Origin of the sequence: Pseudoalteromonas sp. SG43-1 (assembly GCF_014164415.1) — a bacterium.
GTDB classification, from domain to species: Bacteria; Pseudomonadota; Gammaproteobacteria; order Enterobacterales; family Alteromonadaceae; genus Pseudoalteromonas; species Pseudoalteromonas distincta.
This window is the reverse complement of the sequence record NZ_JACJFD010000043.1, coordinates 1-19251: the sequence shown is the minus strand read 5'-3', so window position 1 is coordinate 19251 and position 19251 is coordinate 1. Positions and strand designations below refer to the sequence as shown.

13 protein-coding genes and 2 pseudogenes are annotated in these 19251 nt (G+C 38.8%); 7 read left to right on the top strand and 8 right to left on the bottom strand.

The genetic code is table 11. The features are described from left to right. Positions 1-581: 581 nt before the first annotated feature. The 3 genes from H5159_RS21255 to cadR form a co-directional block, all read right to left on the bottom strand. Positions 582-824 carry a MerC family mercury resistance protein gene (locus tag H5159_RS21255; protein ID WP_327077832.1) on the bottom strand — a complete coding sequence of 81 codons (243 nt, stop codon included), beginning with the start codon at positions 822-824 and terminating at the stop codon, positions 582-584. 102 nt (positions 825-926) lie between these two features. Continuing rightward, positions 927-1295: a MerR family transcriptional regulator gene (locus tag H5159_RS19940; protein ID WP_028834999.1), complete on the bottom strand. Its 369-nt coding sequence runs from the start codon at positions 1293-1295 to the stop codon at positions 927-929. 51 nt (positions 1296-1346) lie between these two features. Next, positions 1347-1736, bottom strand: a complete 390-nt coding sequence (cadR, locus tag H5159_RS19935) for a Cd(II)/Pb(II)-responsive transcriptional regulator (RefSeq protein ID WP_002962247.1) — start codon at positions 1734-1736, stop codon at positions 1347-1349. Between the two features lie 78 nt (positions 1737-1814). Here cadR and H5159_RS19930 point away from each other — a divergent pair. Next, positions 1815-2545 (top strand): annotated as a pseudogene (locus tag H5159_RS19930) (transglutaminase-like domain-containing protein). Then, positions 2532-3419 (top strand): cation diffusion facilitator family transporter, encoded by an 888-nt coding sequence (locus H5159_RS19925; RefSeq protein ID WP_002962252.1) that lies wholly within the window; start codon positions 2532-2534, stop codon positions 3417-3419. Before H5159_RS19930 ends, H5159_RS19925 begins: the two are co-directional and overlap by 14 nt. An 84-nt stretch (positions 3420-3503) precedes the next feature. Here H5159_RS19925 and H5159_RS19920 read toward each other — a convergent pair. The 5 genes and pseudogenes from H5159_RS19920 to H5159_RS19900 form a co-directional block, all read right to left on the bottom strand. Then, a pseudogene (locus H5159_RS19920) lies at positions 3504-6630 on the bottom strand (efflux RND transporter permease subunit). A 10-nt stretch (positions 6631-6640) separates the two neighbouring features. Further along, positions 6641-7537, bottom strand: a complete 897-nt coding sequence (locus H5159_RS19915) for an efflux RND transporter periplasmic adaptor subunit (protein ID WP_002962254.1) — start codon at positions 7535-7537, stop codon at positions 6641-6643. Between the two features lie 70 nt (positions 7538-7607). Beyond that, the gene (locus tag H5159_RS19910) at positions 7608-8900 is read right to left on the bottom strand and encodes a TolC family protein (protein WP_002962255.1); all 1293 of its coding nucleotides are present in this window, start codon (positions 8898-8900) and stop codon (positions 7608-7610) included. Between the two features lie 73 nt (positions 8901-8973). Further along, entirely contained in the window at positions 8974-9270 is a 297-nt protein-coding gene (locus H5159_RS19905; protein WP_232007049.1) for a hypothetical protein, read from the bottom strand. A gap of 85 nt (positions 9271-9355) precedes the next feature. Then, positions 9356-10255: a cation transporter gene (locus H5159_RS19900; RefSeq protein WP_002962256.1), complete on the bottom strand. Its 900-nt coding sequence runs from the start codon at positions 10253-10255 to the stop codon at positions 9356-9358. 165 nt (positions 10256-10420) lie between these two features. Between H5159_RS19900 and H5159_RS19895 the strand changes: the two genes are divergently transcribed. The 5 genes from H5159_RS19895 to H5159_RS19875 all read left to right on the top strand — a co-directional run bounded on the left by H5159_RS19895 (position 10421) and on the right by H5159_RS19875 (position 19076). Then, positions 10421-10771 (top strand): hypothetical protein, encoded by a 351-nt coding sequence (locus tag H5159_RS19895; protein WP_010557528.1) that lies wholly within the window; start codon positions 10421-10423, stop codon positions 10769-10771. Positions 10772-10852: 81 nt separating this feature from the next. Beyond that, complete coding sequence (locus H5159_RS19890; RefSeq protein WP_010388430.1) at positions 10853-12070, top strand: TolC family protein; 1218 nt, start codon at positions 10853-10855, stop codon at positions 12068-12070. A 64-nt stretch (positions 12071-12134) separates the two neighbouring features. Continuing rightward, a complete protein-coding gene (locus H5159_RS19885; RefSeq protein WP_010388432.1) occupies positions 12135-13391 on the top strand; it encodes an efflux RND transporter periplasmic adaptor subunit in 1257 nt (418 codons plus the stop codon). A gap of 11 nt (positions 13392-13402) precedes the next feature. Beyond that, the gene (locus H5159_RS19880; RefSeq protein WP_004588883.1) at positions 13403-16603 is read left to right on the top strand and encodes an efflux RND transporter permease subunit; all 3201 of its coding nucleotides are present in this window, start codon (positions 13403-13405) and stop codon (positions 16601-16603) included. Between the two features lie 562 nt (positions 16604-17165). After that, a complete protein-coding gene (locus H5159_RS19875; protein ID WP_033021837.1) occupies positions 17166-19076 on the top strand; it encodes an aminotransferase class V-fold PLP-dependent enzyme in 1911 nt (636 codons plus the stop codon). The last annotated feature ends 175 nt before the right edge of the window (positions 19077-19251 follow it).

Sequence of the window (19251 nt, the reverse complement as noted above, 5' to 3'; positions counted from 1 at the left end):
TTTCAGTTTTGACTTGTTCAATGAGTGTATTCATTACTTACCTCCAAATATGGGATAACCTCAAGGTAAGTGTGGCTCAAATGGTCAGAATAGGATCTCCGCGTAGCGGCTTAGTTCAACAGCTTATTAAACACCATTGTGGTGGTTTATAACACACCAAAACGGCCTATATTACGTATCATGACAATTTCACCAATAATTACCTTTGTAAACAAGTAATTAAAGCAGCTAGAAATTAAGCATGTTATTTTGCCCCAAAACGGCGTTTAATAATATTATTGGACAAAATTAGATTTTTACTTAAAACACAGGAATAAATTTAACTTTTTCAGTGTCCGCTGATCGCTCTTTTGAGGCATTCGCCTCAACACGTTTTGGGGCAGAAACGAGTTACGCTTTAATGCCCGCTCATGGCACTTAGGCGAACTTCGGCAAAGAGCGAAAAGCAGACATTGACCGTTAATCGTTTCAACGACGGCAATTAGCCATACGTTGCATGTTTGCTCCCTTACTGGTTTTACGATATCCAAAACCGACATAACGACCATTAAGCAAATACCAAAGTAAAATAGGTATGTGCTTCAATCATATAGCCAAAGAGGATAAAGCGTTAATAGCACTGCTACAGGCCCTAGAATGCTGAAGACAGCTCTGGTATGGTTTTTATTTTTGTGCCAGTTGTATAAGTTTACCAATAGTTCCAAAGATGCAAAAATAGGTAAAAGCGTATTTACAGCTATTCCTTCGAAGTGAGAGAAGAAGCCTAGTCCTAATGCCGATGCAAGTGACCTTAATGCAGGGAAGCAGGCCGTGCCGCTAGCCAAACGCCACTAGAGCCTACTCTGTCTAATATTTTATTTATCATTTGAAAGTCTATTGGTTGATATTACCATCATTCTAAACTCCGTATATAAGTACGGAGTCAATCATTTTAATGAATCAATTATGGGGCAATGTGTTGGATCTTCGTTTTGCATACAGGTATTTGTCATATCCACAATTACTTTCTCTAAACGTTGAAGGTCATTAATTTTGTCTCGAATGATTGCTAACTTTTGTCGGCTTAATAGCTCAACTTGAGTGCAGTTGCTGTCCATAGACATTAGCGATTTTATTTCTCTTAACGTAAAGCCGAGCGCTTTGGCTTTTGTGATAAACCTAAGTTGTCCTGCTATTGTTTCGTCATATTGTCTATAACCAGATATTGGTTTTTCAGGTTGTGTAATCAGCCCTTCTCGTTCATAAAAACGAATGGTTTCTACATTTAAATTTAATGATTGTGCTAATTTGCCAATGGTTTACATTATTGCCTTTGTGAATACTACTAATCTAAAGTTATATTTAGTTTAGCTATCCAATGATTTGATGATGCCGCACGCTTCAATTGTATTGTCTGAACCACAAGCACTTGCCATCTGTTGTAATTCAGCTTTAAGCGCCCTTAATTCTTTCATACGTTTATTCACTAGTGCAAGTTGCTGATCAATTAATGCATTAACGCTAGAGCAGCTTTCTTCTGGCTTATTTTTTAATTCGATAAGACGTTTAATATCATTGAGTGATATATCTAGGCTGCGACAATGCTTTACGAATTCCAATTGTTTAAGTGCTTTACTATCATACAGCCTGAAATTACCTTCTGAACGGTTTGGATTTAACAGTAATCCTTCTCTTTCATAATATCTAATCGTTTGTATTGAACAGCCCGATTTTTTTGACAATTCGCCTATTTTCATCAATTTCCCCCAGACATTTGACTCTATAGTTACTATAGGATCTATAGTATAGGTATGCAACGAAAGGGATATATAAAAATGACTGAGAAATATTTAAACAATACGAATATCGTTAATTTTGAACACAAAGATATCCAATCCCTGATCGATCAACGAGGGTGGAAAAATTTGGATAATTTCAACAAAATTGGTGCCGCTTATCAGTTTGTAAAAGATGAAATAATGTTTGGCTATAACAAGAGTGATGATATTTCAGCAAGCGATGTGCTAGCAGATGGTTATGGACAATGTAATACTAAGGGTAATCTGTTAATGGCACTATTGCGTGGACTAGGTATCCAGTGTCGTTTCCAAGGTTTTACCATTGATCAGCAACTATAAAAAGGTGCTATCCTAAGCTTGTATTTTGGTTAGCACCTAAATACATCATTCATAGTTGGGTAGAAGTTTACTTTGAAGGGCGTTGGATAAACTTAGAGGGCTTTATATTGGATGAGCAATACTTAAGCTCACTACAGCAGAAATTTAGCCAAGCAAAAGATGAGTTTTGTGGTTATGGTGTTGCAACAAAGTGCTTATCTTCACCCGGTACGGATTGGCGTGGAGAGGATACCTATATTCAAAAAGAAGGTATTCATGACGACTTTGGGCTTTATGATTCACCAGATAAGTTCTATCTCGAAAAAGGTACTAATCTATCAGGTGTAAAACGTTGGTTGTATCAACGAGTGATCCGACATTTGATTAATATGAATGTATCAAAAATAAGAAATAAAAAAGTACTGGAGGTACAAAATGCACAACCATAGTCACAGTCATCAGCATGGTAAAGACGACCGGATTGGTTGGGCATTTTTCCTTAATGTGATATTTACCATTATCGAATTTATAGGTGGTTGGCTCACAAACAGTACGGCGATAATGGCGGATGCCGTTCACGATCTTGGTGATAGTCTTTCAATAGGTTTTGCGTGGATTTTAAGTCGTTTTTCAGATAAAGAAGCATCAGACAAATTCAGCTATGGTTATCGCCGACTTACACTTTTTGGTGCATTGGTAAATAGTATTGTTTTGATTATCGGCTCTATTTGGGTTTTATTTGAAGCAATACCTAAGCTGTCCAATCCTGAAATGCCTGTAGTTGAGGGGATGTTAGGGCTAGCCATACTCGGTGTTGCCGTAAATGGTTATGCGGTATTCAAATTAAAAGCGGGTGAAACACTAAATGAAAAAGTGCTGACATGGCACCTACTTGAAGATGTACTCGGTTGGGTTGCCGTTCTTATAGTCTCTATTGTATTGTTGTTCGTTGAACTGCCGATATTAGATCCTCTATTATCAATAGGGTTTACGCTGTTTATCTTATTTAACGTTTTCAAAAATCTTAAATCAACATTGGTGCTTTTTCTTCAAGCTGCACCCGATAAAGAGACCCAAGAGCGTATTAAGCAGTCATTAATTGAATTTCCTGAAGTAAATGGTATACACCATATGCATTTTTGGTCACTGGATGGTGAAAGTCACGTTTTAACAGCGCACCTTGAGCTGAGTGACAACTTTGACGTTAAAGAATTAATTAAGCTTAAACAAGAGGTTGCAGCTAAATTATCTTCCTATCATTTATCGCATACGACGATAGAGTTTGAGTTTTTAAATGAAAATTGTAGGGATGAAGCAGAGTAAGTTTTATCAATAAAATTTTGGAGCATACAATATAAAAAGCAGCTTAATTAGGCATAACTTAGTAATTAAGCTGCTTTTTTGCTTTTAGATTTCGTCGGATTGCTGTTTGTTACTCTCAGCGCCATGCGCCCATTGATATAAAATAGGCAATACAAACAAAGTTAAAATGGTAGAAGATACAATACCGCCGATAACAACTGTTGCTAGTGGTCGTTGTACTTCTGCACCAATTCCAGTGTTTAACGCCATTGGAATAAAACCTAAACTTGCGACCAGTGCCGTCATTAAAATAGGTCTTAAACGAATGATGGCACCTTCAATGATCGCTACGTATAGGTCGCCTTTTTCATGCCAAAGATCTCGAATAAAAGCCAACATAACCAAGCCATTTAATACTGCGACACCTGACAATGCAATGAAGCCGACACCTGCCGAAATTGATAAGGGCATGTCTCTTAAATAAAGTGAAAATACGCCCCCTGTTAATGCTAAAGGCACGCCACTGAAAATGATTAATGCATCTTTTAATGAACCAAATGCTATAATCAAAATACCTAGGATAACAACCAATGTTATCGGTACAACTAGGCTTAATCGCTTACTTGCTGATTCTAGTTGTTCAAACGTTCCACCATAATCAAGCCAGTATCCTGCTGGAATTTCTCCTTCCTGATTAATTTTAGCTTTAACTTCTTTTACAAAACCGCCTAAATCTCTACCACGAACATTGACGGTAACCACAACTCTTCTTTTTCCGTTCTCTCGGCTAATCTGCGCGGGTAAAGACTCTGATTTAAGCTCTGCAACTTCTTCAATTGGCACATAGTTACCATTCTCAAGTGGAAGCGGCAGATGCTTCAAGCTATCGATATCCGTTCTTATTTGCTCTGGTAGGCGAACAACTAACTCAAACCGTCTGTCACCTTCATAAATGATCCCCGCAGATTCACCGCCAATCGCAGTGGCAACCCAGTCTTGCAATTCGGTAACGTTCAATCCATACCTACCAAGCGCTTCTCGTTTAGGAATTACTGATAAAGATGGAACACCTGTGACCTGTTCCATTCGAGCATCAGCGGCACCATCCACGGTTTTCACAATATTTAGAATATCTTTTGCGGTAAGTAATAACCGATCCAAATCATCACCAAATATTTTGATGCCGACATCAGCTCTAACGCCAAATCAATTCATTGAAACGCATTTGAATAGGCTGAGTGAATTCATAGTTGTTGCCTGGAATGTTTTTCAGTACTTTTTCCATTTCTTCAACTAATTCACTTTTTGGTTTTGAAGGTTCGGCCCATTCTTTACGTGGTTTTAAAATAACAAAGATATCAGCAATACTCGGTGGCATTGGGTCGGTTGCTACTTCTGGTGTGCCAATGCGCGAGAATACTTTATCAACTTCAGGAAACGCTTTAATACGTTGCTCAAGTACTTCTTGCATTTCTACTGATTGCTCTAGGCCAGTCGATGGAATTCTTAATGCCTGTAGTGCAATATCACCTTCATTTAATTGAGGAACAAATTCTGTCCCAAGCGTAGTTGCTAACCAAAGGCTATACCCCATTAACAGCGTTGAGAATGAAACAATAATCCAACGAAATTTCATCGCCATTTTTAACAATGGTTCATAAATAGACTTGGTTGAACGAATAACTACACTTTCTTTTTCGCTGATTTTACCTTTCATAAACACAGCTACAGCAGCAGGAACCAGTGTAACTGAAAGGATCATTGCGGAAATTAACGCCATAACGACAGTTGCCGCCATAGGGTGGAACATTTTCCCTTCAACGCCAGTTAGCGTGAAAATGGGGATGTAAACAACAGTGATAATTGCCACACCAAACAAGCTTGGACGTATCACTTCTGAAGTGGCTTCAAAAACGGTATTTAGGCGTTCTCTTAAGTCTTGCCTATGACCGTTGTGTTGGGCCTGTGCTAACCTACGGACAGAGTTTTCAACGATGATTACAGCCCCGTCCACTATCAAGCCAAAGTCCAATGCGCCGAGACTCATTAAATTGGCAGATACTCCTGCTTGCACCATACCTGTGATTGTCATTAACATGGAAATAGGGATAACAGCAGCGGTAATGAGAGCTGCACGTAAATTTCCAAGTAGAATAAATAACACAACAATAACTAAAAGCGCACCTTCAACGAGGTTTTTGGTAACGGTTGCAATCGCTTTATCTACTAACGTTGTTCTGTCGTAAACAGGCTCTGCGGTAATGCCCTTTGGCAGAGATTTTTGTATTTCGCTGAGCTTATGTTCCACTTCTAAAGCAACGGTGCGAGAATTCTCACCAATCAGCATCATGGTTGTACCAAGCACTGTCTCAATGCCATTACGAGTAGCAGCCCCTGTTCTAAGTTCTTTGCCTATAGCAACATTGGCAACATCACTTATTTTTACAGGAATACCATCGTTCTTTTTGATGATGACATTGAGGATTTCATCCATTGTCGCAAGTTGCCCGATGGAGCGCACTAACACTTGTTGTCCGTTTTGCTCAATATAACCCGCGCCACGGTTATCATTATTTTTACGTAATGCATCAGAAACGTCTTCAAAGCTTACCTGATGAAAAAGTAATTTTTCGGGTTTCGGCGTTATATGATACTGCTTGTTATAGCCGCCGATGCTGTTGACCTCAATGACGCCTTTAACTTGAGCCAATTGCGGTTTAATGATCCAGTCTTGTATTTCTCTTAAGGCAATAGCGGTATAAGGCTCTCCATTAGGCATTTTAGCGTCAGGAGAAGCTTGTACGGTATACATAAATATTTCACCAAGCCCTGTGGAAATAGGACCCATCTCTGGCTCTAAGCCAGAGGGAATAACGCCTTTTATCGCAGCTAATCTTGCATTGATTAAGTTGCGTGCGAAATAAATATCGGTTCCCTCTTCAAAGATAACGGTCACCTGGGATAAACCATATCTTGAAAGAGAGCGGGTGTGAGACAGCTTTGGTAGTCCAGCTAATGCGTTTTCTACTGGAAAAGTTACCCTTTGCTCCGCTTCTAAAGGTGAATAACCGGGGGCAGAGGTATTTATTTGTACCTGTACGTTTGTTATATCTGGAACAGCATCAATGGGAAGTTTTTGATAACTCCACATACCAACGCCGATGATTACCATCAGCAAGCTTAATACTAAATAGCGCCTATTTATTGCAAGACGCAAAATTGATTCAATCATATTGCGTCTCCTAGTCGTCGTCTTCTACTTCAGATTTCAAGATATCTGCTTTAATCAGATAACTGTTTTTGTTTACATATTCAGCGTCTTTACTGAGGCCATCAATGACCTCGATATAGTTTTTGTCTGAACGACCAAGGACAAGTGGTGCAAACTCGTACTCTTCATTTTCTTTTACAAAGACACCTAATTGTCCACCTAGCTCTTGTATGGCAACTTTCTCGACCGCTAAATCCACCTCAAATTGGTTTATCTTTACGTTGCCTTTTAATAATTGACCTGACGTTAGCTTTAACTCAGTGTTGTTTAATCGTACCCGTGCTAAAACATAAGGCTGATCTTTAGCTGGAATAATATTAGTGATGACTGAACTGAATGCGTGTTCACCTTGCTCAATATCAACATGCTGACCGACTTTGATTTGATTATATTGGCTGGTAAACACCTTAAATTCAGCCCACAAGGTGTCAAATTTGACGATTTCAAACAAGCTAGTGTTTTGCGTGATACCGCCAATATTTCCATTTCGCTGTAAAACAGTCCCAGAAACAGGCGATGTTATTTTATAAGTATTTAAGCTCTCATTAGATTCAATAACGGCTAATAGATCGCCTTTTTTTACCGTATCACCAACAGTGAAGTTTATTGTCTTTATAACGCCGTTATATCTAGCGCTAACTTGAAATAATTGTTCAGCGCCTATCGTCGTAGAGCCGTATACAGGGATAGTTTGGTTCAACGTTTTTGAAGCTAAATAGGCTGTTTCAACACCAACCTTTTTTGCCATGTTATTGTCGATTTTGCTTATGCCTTCTTCGCCTTCATGTTCATCTTCACTAGCGAAAACACTTTGAATGGGTGATAGATACCCAATAAAAATCAATAGTGCGAGTAAATAGTTTTTCATTTTGAATTCCTAAACGATTCAGTTAATCACTGAATCAATAAATTGTTATTAAACTTAAAGTGATGTTTATTTAGAGTGACAGCGCTTCGTTTGTTAGTTTTTCTATCTCTGCGCCATAAATTAGGGCAGCAGATGCCGCGTCAATAAGGGTTCGCCGAGCATTTAACAGCTCTTGTCTAGCCGATACATAATCAAGATATCCATATCGACCTTTTTGATAGGCGTCTTGAGTATCTTCCAGTGCATCTTCAAGCATTGGGATAACCGACTGCTTTAATGAATTAGCTGTTAATATGGCTTGTTTTCTATTGGAGTATGCTCGTAGTAAGTGATTTCTAAATCTTAACTTAGTCGCCTCTTTCTCTATGGCAACTTGGTCACGCTCTGCTAGCGCACTAGCGATTGCGCCAGAATTTCGCTTTTCAGCAAACAAAGGTAAGCTAAAGCCAGCGACCAGTGCCGTATCATTGGCTTCTTGAGAGCGCCTAACACCAACAGACCATTTGATATTGGCCGTTGACTCTGTTTTAGCCAACTGTAACTCGGCCTCTTTTAGTCGCTGCTCACTTGCATAAACTTGAATAGCAGGGTTTTTCTCTAATTTCGCAAAGAGACTACTAAAATCACTATCATTGCCAAACTGAAACAGATCTCCAGTTACTCTAGAGAATGACACTGATGTTTCTCCCCAGTAAGCTGATAAAGAAAGCTTTAGATATTCCAAGCGCTTTTGTTCAGATTGAAGGGTGAGGTTAGCCTGAGCAATAACTGCTTTTGAGCGTTTCACTTCAGCCTCAGGAGTAGCACCTGCGCGGTTACGCTGAGATACAATCTCTAAGGTTTCTTGTGCTAAGCTCAAAGCATTTTCTGCCAATATAACTCTTTGTTGGGCTGCAAGTACTTCCACGTACTTCTCAGTGACTTGAGCCATTAAATTAAGCGCAGAGACTTCTTTTTCAGCAGTGAGTAGTGTTCTTGATTTTGAAACAATTCCAATCCGCGCTGAGCGTTTATCTCCCATTTCGATAACCGAAGATAGAGCGACTGTTAATTCAGCACTGTCGAATGTATTAAATTCACCTGAGCCTGCAAAGTTCTCAGCTTCAAGCTCTAGTTCATAAGCAGGATTTAAACTTGCGATTTGTTCTCGTCCAATTAATGCCGTTTGCTTGAAATCAAATATTTTAAGTTCTGGATTTTGTTTAAGCGTCCACTGAATTGCCTCTTGAAGGTTTAACTGCTTCTCAAAGGCATAAACATTAAATGTAAAAAGTGACAAAGCGAGAAACGCGATATATTTAAGCCGAGGTGTTACACACCTTAAAATTGCTATCTTGCGATGCACACAGGTATTAAGTGCCATGTATACTTTCCTATAAATTTATATGTGATATTTAGGTCATTAACATTTGACCTTTCTTAATTTTCTATAAAATTTAGGCGTATTTAGGTGGGCGGAATGGCACCGAGATATAGCCTTTTAGCTCAGGGGAAACTAAGGCGTAGGTAGGGAAATATTCTATTGCTTGTAAAATATTACAAGAAGAATCTGTATTTAAAAATAACTGACAGCAGCAACAAAAATTACAATTATCAATTAAAGTTTGGCTATTACCCTCCTCAAATAAATTAGAGCTTTCAGGAGCTTTTAGCGGGGTAATAGACTCAGTTAGTGATATATTAAAAGAACTTTCAATTAAGTTTCCTTCAATCTCTTCTTGCGAAAAAAACACAGACTGCACCGCGATTAAAATCATTATCACGTATGATATATATGGTTTAAAATATGACGGGTGCATTCTTTTAACTACTTTCTACTTAAGACTTTAGCTGTAAGATGCGGCGAGCACCGTTTAAAACGACAACAGCAATAATCAAACCAATCACTAAATCTGGATAACGGCTGCTAGTTACTGTAACTAATAAGCCAGCTAAGATTACACCTACGTTTGCGATTACGTCATTTGCGGAAAAAATCCAACTCGCTTTCATATGAGCGCCGTCTTCTTTGTTGCCAAATATTAAAAACAGACAAGCAATGTTAGCGATTAGTGCTATTCCACCAAATATCATCATTAAAGAAGAGATAGGTTCACTACCGTAAATAAAGCGTCTTACGACTTCACTCAAAGCACCTAGCGCTAGAATAATTTGAAGTACACCAGATATATGTGCCGCTCTAAGTTTCATGCTTATGCTTTTACCGACAGCATATATAGCTAAACCATAAACAGCAGCATCAGCAAACATATCTAATGAGTCGGCAATAAGGCCAGCAGATTGCGCAATAATCCCAGCAATTACTTCTATAAAAAACATGACTCCATTAATGGCTAACAACCATTTTAGCGTTGATGCTTCTTTCATCTCATTTTTTTGGGCTAGATCTTTTGCTTTTGCAGCTTCGGTGCTGCAACTTTCTTTAGTTGATGCCAACTCTGCACCGAGATTGAGTTGTTGTAATTTTTTTGTTATCTCATCTAAATTTTCATCATGAAAAACCTTGACTAAACGGCTAGGAATATCAAATTGCAACCCAACTGAAGGCTCAATTGAGTCAAGTGCTAACCTAATCAATCTCTCTTCTGAAGGACAGTCCATTTGAGGTACTTTAAATGTACTGACAAACGCGCCACTATAGTTATCTAATTGTGTATCAATTTTTACATCTTCATTGGTAGAAGATGATTGACACTGACCACTACATTTTTCTGACATATTTAACACTCCGTAATAATATTAAAATAAGTATAAAATCTATAGTGGCTATAGAGTCAAATAAAAAATTATTTAATGTAAAAGCGTGGAAACTGAATTGAAAAGCTAGTTTAAGAAAATAGTTTCTGCTAGTATTTTAAATACTATATTTAACTGGTGATAACTTTGAACCTTAATGTTGTACTAAAAATGCTCTTGGTTATTTCGATTGTTTTACAATCGTTAACTGCTGTAGCATCCTCAACATCTGAGAATCACCAAATAGATATAGAGCACCTTCAAACTCAACATGATCATGCAGATGATCGAAATGTCTCAAATGATAATGTAGGTGATGAGCAGCATAATGAAAAAGATTGTCATCACTGCGGTCATTGCAGTGGCAGCCACTTATCTTGGATTTTAGTCAGTAATTCAAATACCACGGGCAAACTAAACATTATCAATAAAACGCCTTATCAAATTGATCAAACAAATACTTACCTTGAAGCGATACTTCGCCCACCCATTTCTTAATTAGATTGATTTTTAATGACCTATTTGTCCATGAGAAGGATAAAGGGTTCGTGTTTATAAATTAAAAAATTAAGAAGTTTTATGTATATATTTTTAAAAAATACAGGTTTAACCCTGTCTTTATGCATGGCTGTGAGTTTTTCAGTTGCCACTTATGGCAAACAGAAAAGTATTTCATGGCTAGATAGTCAAATAAATAAAGATCCCGAAGTTGTTGCGGCTAAAGAGTTACTTAATGCAAGTAATCATAGAGCCAAAAGCTTAACTCAAGCCGTATATAACCCAGAGCTTGAAGCAAGCTATGAAAAAGAAGGTGATTTTGATAATTACTCTATTGGTATCAGTCAAACGATAGATTTTTGGGATAAGCAATCAACAAATAAAACCATTGGTGAAATTGATGTTTATGCAAACCAGCAACAATTGTTATCTCTACTCGATTCTAAAAAGGCTAATGCCTTAACTGCATTAGTTAATTGGCAAGCAGCAAAAAAAGCTGCTCAGTTACTTTCAGAAAGAGAAGAGCAATTGCAAACGCTCGTTGGAATTGTTGAAGACAAACGAAAAGCTGGACTTCTAGAGCCACTTGACGCTGAGCTAGTCTATTTAAACTTGTCGCAAATTTTTAGTGAAATATCTGAGTCTCAAATTGCTTTGAAAAATGCAGAGGTAAAGGTTCAGGAGTTATTGCCTGATTGGACGCCTAATACTACCAATTTGTTTTCATTTACTTTTGGAGCAACAAGCTACTCATTTAACTCCCAGTGGGTTGAGGAACATCCAAAAGTTAAACTTGCTAGAGCGAAATGGAAGGGACAACAATCTAAAGCTCAACTAACCACTATGGAATCTAAAGCTAATCCAACCATTGGCGTTAGCGCAGGGAAAAGTGGAGATGAAGACTTGGTTGGTGTGACTTTTTCAATGCCTTTAAACATCAGAAATAACTATACAGATAATGTTAAAGCCGCTTATTCAGAAGCCATTGCAGCCGAGGCGAATTTTCAGTCGGTATATCGAAAGCAGTCTTTTGAAGCAAAAGCTAATTATGAATCGCTTAATGTCAGTAGAAAATATTATGAGCAATGGCAAAAACTGACAAAAGGCAGATTAGATAGCAGCGAAAACTTATTAAATAAGCGCTGGCAAGCTGGTGATATTAATACTTCTGACTACTTACTTGCATTAAATCAACGTGCGGAAGGGCTTCATGCAGGAATACGTTTGGAAAATCAATTCAAGCTTGCAGAAATATCCTTCATTTTAAGTATGGGTCAGTTATCCAAATTTGAGATTTGAGCGCTTTGTTTTTTCAGTAGCGAAAAACGAAATCTTAAATTTATTAAAAATATAGGTTACAAAAATGAATACAGTAATTAGTAAAAAATTTTTAGCCGTAGTAATTAGCAGCCTGTTAGTTGGGTTTACTACAAATCATGATGCTTTTGCACAGTCGTCAGATGGAACTGGTTCTGTCACAAACGTTTCGAAACAAGAAGAAAAAGAACATCAAGATGAGCATGAACACGAAAAGGGACATGAAGAAGATAAAGGTGACCATGACGAGCACGGCCATGAAGGTGGTAATAAAGAGGGAGAAGAAGAACATGAAGAAGGTATCACTATTGATCCAAAGAAGATGTCGCTTGCTAAAATTAAAGTGGAAAGTGTTAAGCCTGAATATCAATTTAGCTCCGTATATGCACCTGGCGAAATAAAAGCTAATGGCTATAAAAGTTATGTGGTATCACCACGTACAGAGTCAGTCATTATCAGTCGCCATGCAGCGCTTGGCGAGTATGTAGAAATAGGTCAGAAGTTAGTTACATTATTTAGTGAAGCAATGGCACAAGCACAAGCTGACTATTTAATCGCTTCAACCGAATGGCAACGTGTAAAAAAGCTGGGTAATAAGACGGTGAGTGAAAGTCGATTATTACAAGCTGAAACAACATACAATGCGAGCTATGGCAAGCTCATTGCTTTAGGGTTAACTGAAAAAGCAATAAATGGTATTTCTAACAAAGACATTAAAGCATTTGGGCAATATGCATTAACGGCGCACCGTGAAGGTGTCGTGCTTCAAGACGACTTTATCCAAGGGCAACGTGTTGATGCTGGGGATTCAGTCATGTTGTTAGCTGATGAAAAACAACTATGGGTTGAAGCAAAAGTTTCTCCAAATAAAAAGCTAAATTTATCAATTGATTCTCCTGCGGTACTTAAATTAGAAGGCCAGAGTTACAATGCCAAAGTTATCCAAGAAGCCCATACAATTGATCCCGTAACTCGTACAAGAATTATTAGATTGGGGGTACAGAATGCTGATGATAACCTTCATTCAGGTATGTTTGTAAAAGTTTACTTTCAGTTTGCCACAAAGCAGAAAGTGATGGCTGTGCCAGAAGAAGCATTGATCCGCAGCGCAGATGGTGATTGGACCGTATTTGTCGAAGACCACCCTGGAGAATTTAAAGCTGTAGAAGTAGAACTAGGCCGAGCCTTAGGTGATTTTAGGGAAATCATTGGCCTTGATAGTGGGACGCGAATTGTAACCAAAGGCGCATTTTTTGTTGCTTCTGAAATCGCTAAAGGCGGATTTGATCCGCATAACCACTAAGGAGCAAGACTATGTTTAATAAAATAATAGATTGGTCTGTTAATAATAGACTCCTGATTTTGATTGCGCTGTTTGCCACAATTGTCGGCGCAATTATGGTTATACCAAAACTAAATTTAGATGCCTTTCCTGATGTTACTAATGTTCAAGTTGCTGTAAATACTGAAGCGCCAGGACTAGCTGCTGAAGAAGTTGAACAACTCATTACGTACCCCATTGAAGCGGTCATGTATGCCTTACCTGATGTAGAACAAGTGCGCTCAATTTCTAAAACAGGCTTGTCTGGCGTCACGGTTGTTTTCAAAGAAGGCACCGACATTTACTTTGCAAGACAACTTGTATTTGAGCGTCTTCAAGCCGCAAAAGAACTGATACCAGAAGGTGTCGGCACACCCGAAATGGGGCCAAACACCTCAGGGCTAGGCCAAGTATTTCAGTACCTTCTTATTTCAGATAAAGATGCAGGCTATGATGCTATGGCACTCAGGAGTCTCAATGATTGGGTAGTAAAATTACTCGTTATGCCTGTCGATGGTGTTACTGATGTACTCTCCTTTGGAGGTATTGTTAGGCAGTACCAAGTAAATGTAGATCCATCTAAGCTTCTTTCTTATAACCTAACGCAAGAAGACGTTGTTGGTGCCCTAGATAACAACAATGCCAATGTTGGCGGATGGTATATGAACCGTGGGCAAGAGCAGCTTGTTATTAGAGGTGCAGGTTGGTTTGAAAGTGGTGACGCTGGTATTAGTAATATCAAACAAGTTCCCGTCAAAACAGTTGATGGGACAGTTGTGACGGTTTCGGATATTGCTAAAGTTGAAATGGGCAGTGAAATTCGTCAAGGTGCTGTCACAATGACGCGCAAAACCGAAGACGGTAAAGTCGAAAATTTAGGTGAAGTTGTCTCTGGCATTGTCTTAAAACGCATGGGGTCTAATACTAAAGCCACCATTGATGGTATCAATGCAAGAATCCCATTAATTAATCAAGCATTGCCTAAAGGTGTTCGCTTTGAACCATTTTATGATCAGGCTGATTTGATTGAAAAAGCCGTTGATACAGTAGTTGATGCACTATTACTAGCATTTATTTTCATCTGTATTGTATTAGCACTATTTTTAATGAATATACGTGCAACCTTCCTTGTCCTAATATCTATTCCAATTTCAATTGGTATCGCGTTAATGATCATGGCTTGGTGGGGCATTTCTGCAAACCTTATGTCATTGGGTGGCATTGCCGTAGCCATTGGTATGCTAGTTGATGGTTCAGTCGTGATGGTTGAAAACATGTTTAAGCATTTAAATAGACCAGACTCTACCCATTTAAAAACTGTAAAAGAAAGAGTGCCTAGTGCTGATACTGATCCACATGATGTAGAACAAGATGAGCATGGTATTAAGTTACGTCTTCAAAATGCGGGTAAAGAAGTGGCTCGTCCCGTATTTTTTGCAGCTTCTATTATTTTAGTCGTATTTACGCCTTTATTTAGCTTTGAAGGTGTTGAGGCAAAGTTATTTCAACCTATGGCAATAAGCATCATTTTAGCTGTTATATCTGCTATTGTGGTTGCGTTGTTTGTTGTACCCGCTTTAGCTACTTATTTATTTAAGTCAGGTGTAAAAGAGAGGGAAAGCTTTGTTCTTAGGCCATTAGACAAACTCTACAGAAAAGGGCTTACATTCGCACTAAAACGCACCAAATTAGTCATTTCAGCCGCACTTATATTAGTTTTCTCTGCCTTTGCATTAGTTCCATTAATTGGTACTGAATTTGTACCTGAGTTAGAAGAAGGGACGATAAACTTAAGAGCAACGCTTGCACCTTCTTCCAGTTTAGATACCGCGCTCACTGTGGCACCAATTCTAGAAGAAAAACTAATGGCTTTCCCTGAAGTAACCTATGCATTAAGCCGAATTGGTCGAGCAGAAATAGGTGGAGACCCAGAGCCTGTGAATAACATCGAAATTTACATAGGGTTGAAGCCTGTTTCTGAGTGGACCAGTGCATCTAATCGATATGAACTTCAAGGAAAAATGGAGAGATCTTTAGAAGAATTCCCTGGGTTGCTACTCAACTTTTCTCAACCTATTGCGACTCGTGTCGATGAGCTACTATCTGGTGTTAAGGCTCAGTTGGCGATAAAGTTGTTTGGGCCTGAACTTGAGGTACTGGCGGCTAAAGGTCAAGAAATAGAAACAGCAATTAAAAACATTGAAGGTGCAAGGGATGTTGCATTGGAGCAAATTGCTGGTGAAGCGCAATTGGTGATAAGTCCTAACAGGCAAGAACTATCGCGCTTTGGATTGTCTGTGAGTGACATAATGGAGGTTGTGCGTGATGGTATTGGTGGTGTTGAAGCCGGACAAATAATCAATGGTAATGAACGTTATGATATTTACGTTCGCATAGAGGAAGAGTACCGAAGTAACAAAGAAGCTATTGCTGATATTCGGCTTCAATCACCTACTGGTGCTTGGGTGCGACTGGGTGACGTAGCCTCAGTCTCATTTGAGTCAGGCCCACCACAAGTTAGACGCGATGATGTACAACGAAGAGTCGTTATCCAAGCAAATGTACAAAATCGAGATATGGGAAGCGTGGTTGCCGATATCAGAACGGTAATTGCTGAAAAGGTTGACTTACCTTCAGGTTATTCTGTTTCGATTGGCGGCCAGTTCGAAAGTCAAAAACGTGCTCAAAATAGGTTAGCTATAGTTGTACCTTTATCGTTAGCACTAATCGCACTACTACTTTACTTTGCCTTTGGTTCTGTTGGTCAAGCTATGCTGATATTGGTCAACGTGCCGCTTGCTGTAATTGGCGGAGTTTTCTCCTTATATTTATCTGGACAATACTTGTCTGTACCAAGCTCCGTTGGCTTTATTACCTTATTTGGTGTAGCGGTATTGAATGGGGTCGTTATGGTAGAAAGTATCAACCAACGTATTAAAGACGGTCTAGAAGCATCTAAAGCCGTTTTTGAAGGCGCTACTTCAAGATTAAGACCTGTACTTATGACTGCTATAACATCAGCTTTAGGTTTGATACCGATGTTAATGTCTAATGGTGTTGGTGCAGAAATACAGCGCCCCTTAGCGAGTGTTATTGTTGGCGGCTTGGTAACTGCAACACTGTTAACATTATTTGTTTTACCTGTTTTATATCGCTGGTTTTCAGAGAAAAAAATAAAAGAGCTATCCAGATAAAATGACTGTGAACTCTAACCCCACGCTAAAGTCACGTTTAGCGTGGGGTTATTGAGTAGATGAACGAAAAGAAAGATTAGATTTAACAATAAACTAATAGTCATGACTGCTTTGTCGGAATATTTGTCGTTAAACAGGCCAAAGCTAACTTCCGCTTTCGTATCTTTGCAGTCTTAATCTTTATGTGTCTCAAGGTCGGCTTATGGCACTCTCCAGCCACTCGACAACATAAAATGCTGATAATAATTGGTAAGGTATTTTACTGTGTCGGATGGCGCTTCGCTTATTCGACCTACAATGGCACAAAACTGCCCATCAAATAAGTATGATTTTTATACTGCAGTGGTATAAAACTTAAAGGGAAGTATATTGTCGTTGATAATGATCAAAATCTTTATGCTTACGATGCAAACAGAAAACACATGAATTTCATTGCGCCTCTTATTTGTAGTAGCCAATGAAATAGAATAATTATTAGAACATTATCAAAGTATTAATTTCACAAGTTACACTCCTTTGGTTATGCTAGTGAGCATTATAAAATTATATTGCGAAACCCTCTATGCTACCTCTACTTCGTATCTTGATAATTGAGCAAGACCCAGCCACTTTACAAGGGCTTTCAACGAACCTATCAAAGACCATTCCTAACTTTGAGCGAGACGATATTCATATCGATATTATTGAATGCCTAGAGCTTAAACACGCGCTGGAATGTGTAGAGGAAGATGGTGATATTCAAGCCGTGGTTCTAAGCTGGGATATGCACAACAAAGTGGGTGAGCGGATGTATAGCCGCTTTATCGAGGATTTAAAGGCAATTCGTCTTGAGTTACCGGTTTATGTTATTGGCGACGACACTAAAGGGCTGGAAATCGTTAACGAATCAGAAGAAATCGAATCATTCTTTTTTAAAGATGAAGTGATTTCTGACCCAGAAGCTATTTTAGGCTATATGATCAACGATTTTGACGACCGCTCTGAAACGCCATTTTGGACGGCGTATCGTCGTTACGTTGGTGAAGCAAACGACTCTTGGCATACACCGGGTCATAGTGGGGGTTCTAGCTTTAGAAACTCACCTTACATCAAAGATTTTTATCAGTTTTACGGCCGCAATGTATTTGTTGGCGACCTGTCGGTTTCGGTAGACTCGCTAGGTTCATTATCAGACAGCACTAATACTATTGGTCGCGCCCAAGAATCAGCCGCGGCGACGTTTGAAGTTAAGCACACCTACTTTGTTACAAATGGTTCATCTACCTCAAATAAAATCATCTTGCAGACGCTCCTGCGTAAGGGAGATAAAGTAATTGTCGACCGTAATTGCCATAAATCAGTACACTATGGCATCTTGCAATCAGCTAGTTACCCCATTTACTTGGCGAGTATCTTAAACCCAAAATATGGCATTTTCGCGCCACCATCGTTGGCCGACATCAAGTTAGCAATTGAAAACAATACTGATGCTAAATTACTAGTGCTTACCGGTTGTACTTACGATGGCTTACTTAGCGACCTAAAACAAGTCGTAGATTATGCTCATCAATATGGTATTAAGGTATTTATAGATGAAGCCTGGTTTGCATACTCTTTGTTTCATCCTAGCTTTCGTCATTATTCTGCGATACATGCAGGGGCTGACTACATTACGCATTCGGCGCATAAAGTAGTATCGGCGTTTTCTCAAGCGTCTTATATTCATATTAACGACCCCGATTTTGATGCCGATTTCTTTCGAGAGATTTATAGTATCTACGCTAGTACATCGCCTAAATATCAGCTTATTGCATCGCTTGACGTGTGCCAAAAGCAATTAGAGATGGAAGGCTATAAGCTGCTCAATGCGCTGCTAAATCATGTTGAGGAGTTTAAACAACAGATGGCCTCGCTTAAGCAAATTAAAGTATTAGCTAAGCAAGACTTTATGGAAATATTCCCGCATTTTAGTGGTGATAATATGGGCCACGACCCATTAAAGATCCTTATTGATATTAGTGAGCTACCTTACTCATTAAAAGATATTCATAAATATCTACTGGATGAAATTGGGCTAGAGATAGAAAAATACACACACAGCACCATTTTGGTTTTACTGACGCTTGGCGGCACACGCTCAAAAATAATTCGTTTGTACAATGCATTGAAAAAGCTAGACAGCGGTAAAGTAAAACTATCGAAATCGACGCGTAGAGCTCGCTTACCTGAAAATTTACCAGCCATAGACTTGGCGTGTATTCCAAGCGATGCTTTTTATGGCGACCGCGAATCTGTGCCTATTAGCAAAAGTAACAACCGCATTTGTGCAGGTTTAGTTACTCCATACCCACCGGGCATTCCGCTTTTAGTCCCAGGCCAGCATATCACTGATGATCATGTTGAATATTTGCAAGAGTTGGCAAGCCAAGGACTGACGATACAAGGCAGTTTCGATGGTGAAATTTATGTTCTTAAGGGTAAGGTTAAGAAGTAACGGTATTGGTTTAATACTATCTCGATAATAATACCAACCTGCTTATATACGGGGTCTATTTAACGTTAAGAAAATTACGCTAGAACTAGGCAAAAATTTTTGTATCTAGTTGTTCTAAATAAAAAATTTTTAACGACGTTATAGTGCAATTTAATTCGTTAAATTGATCAAAGAT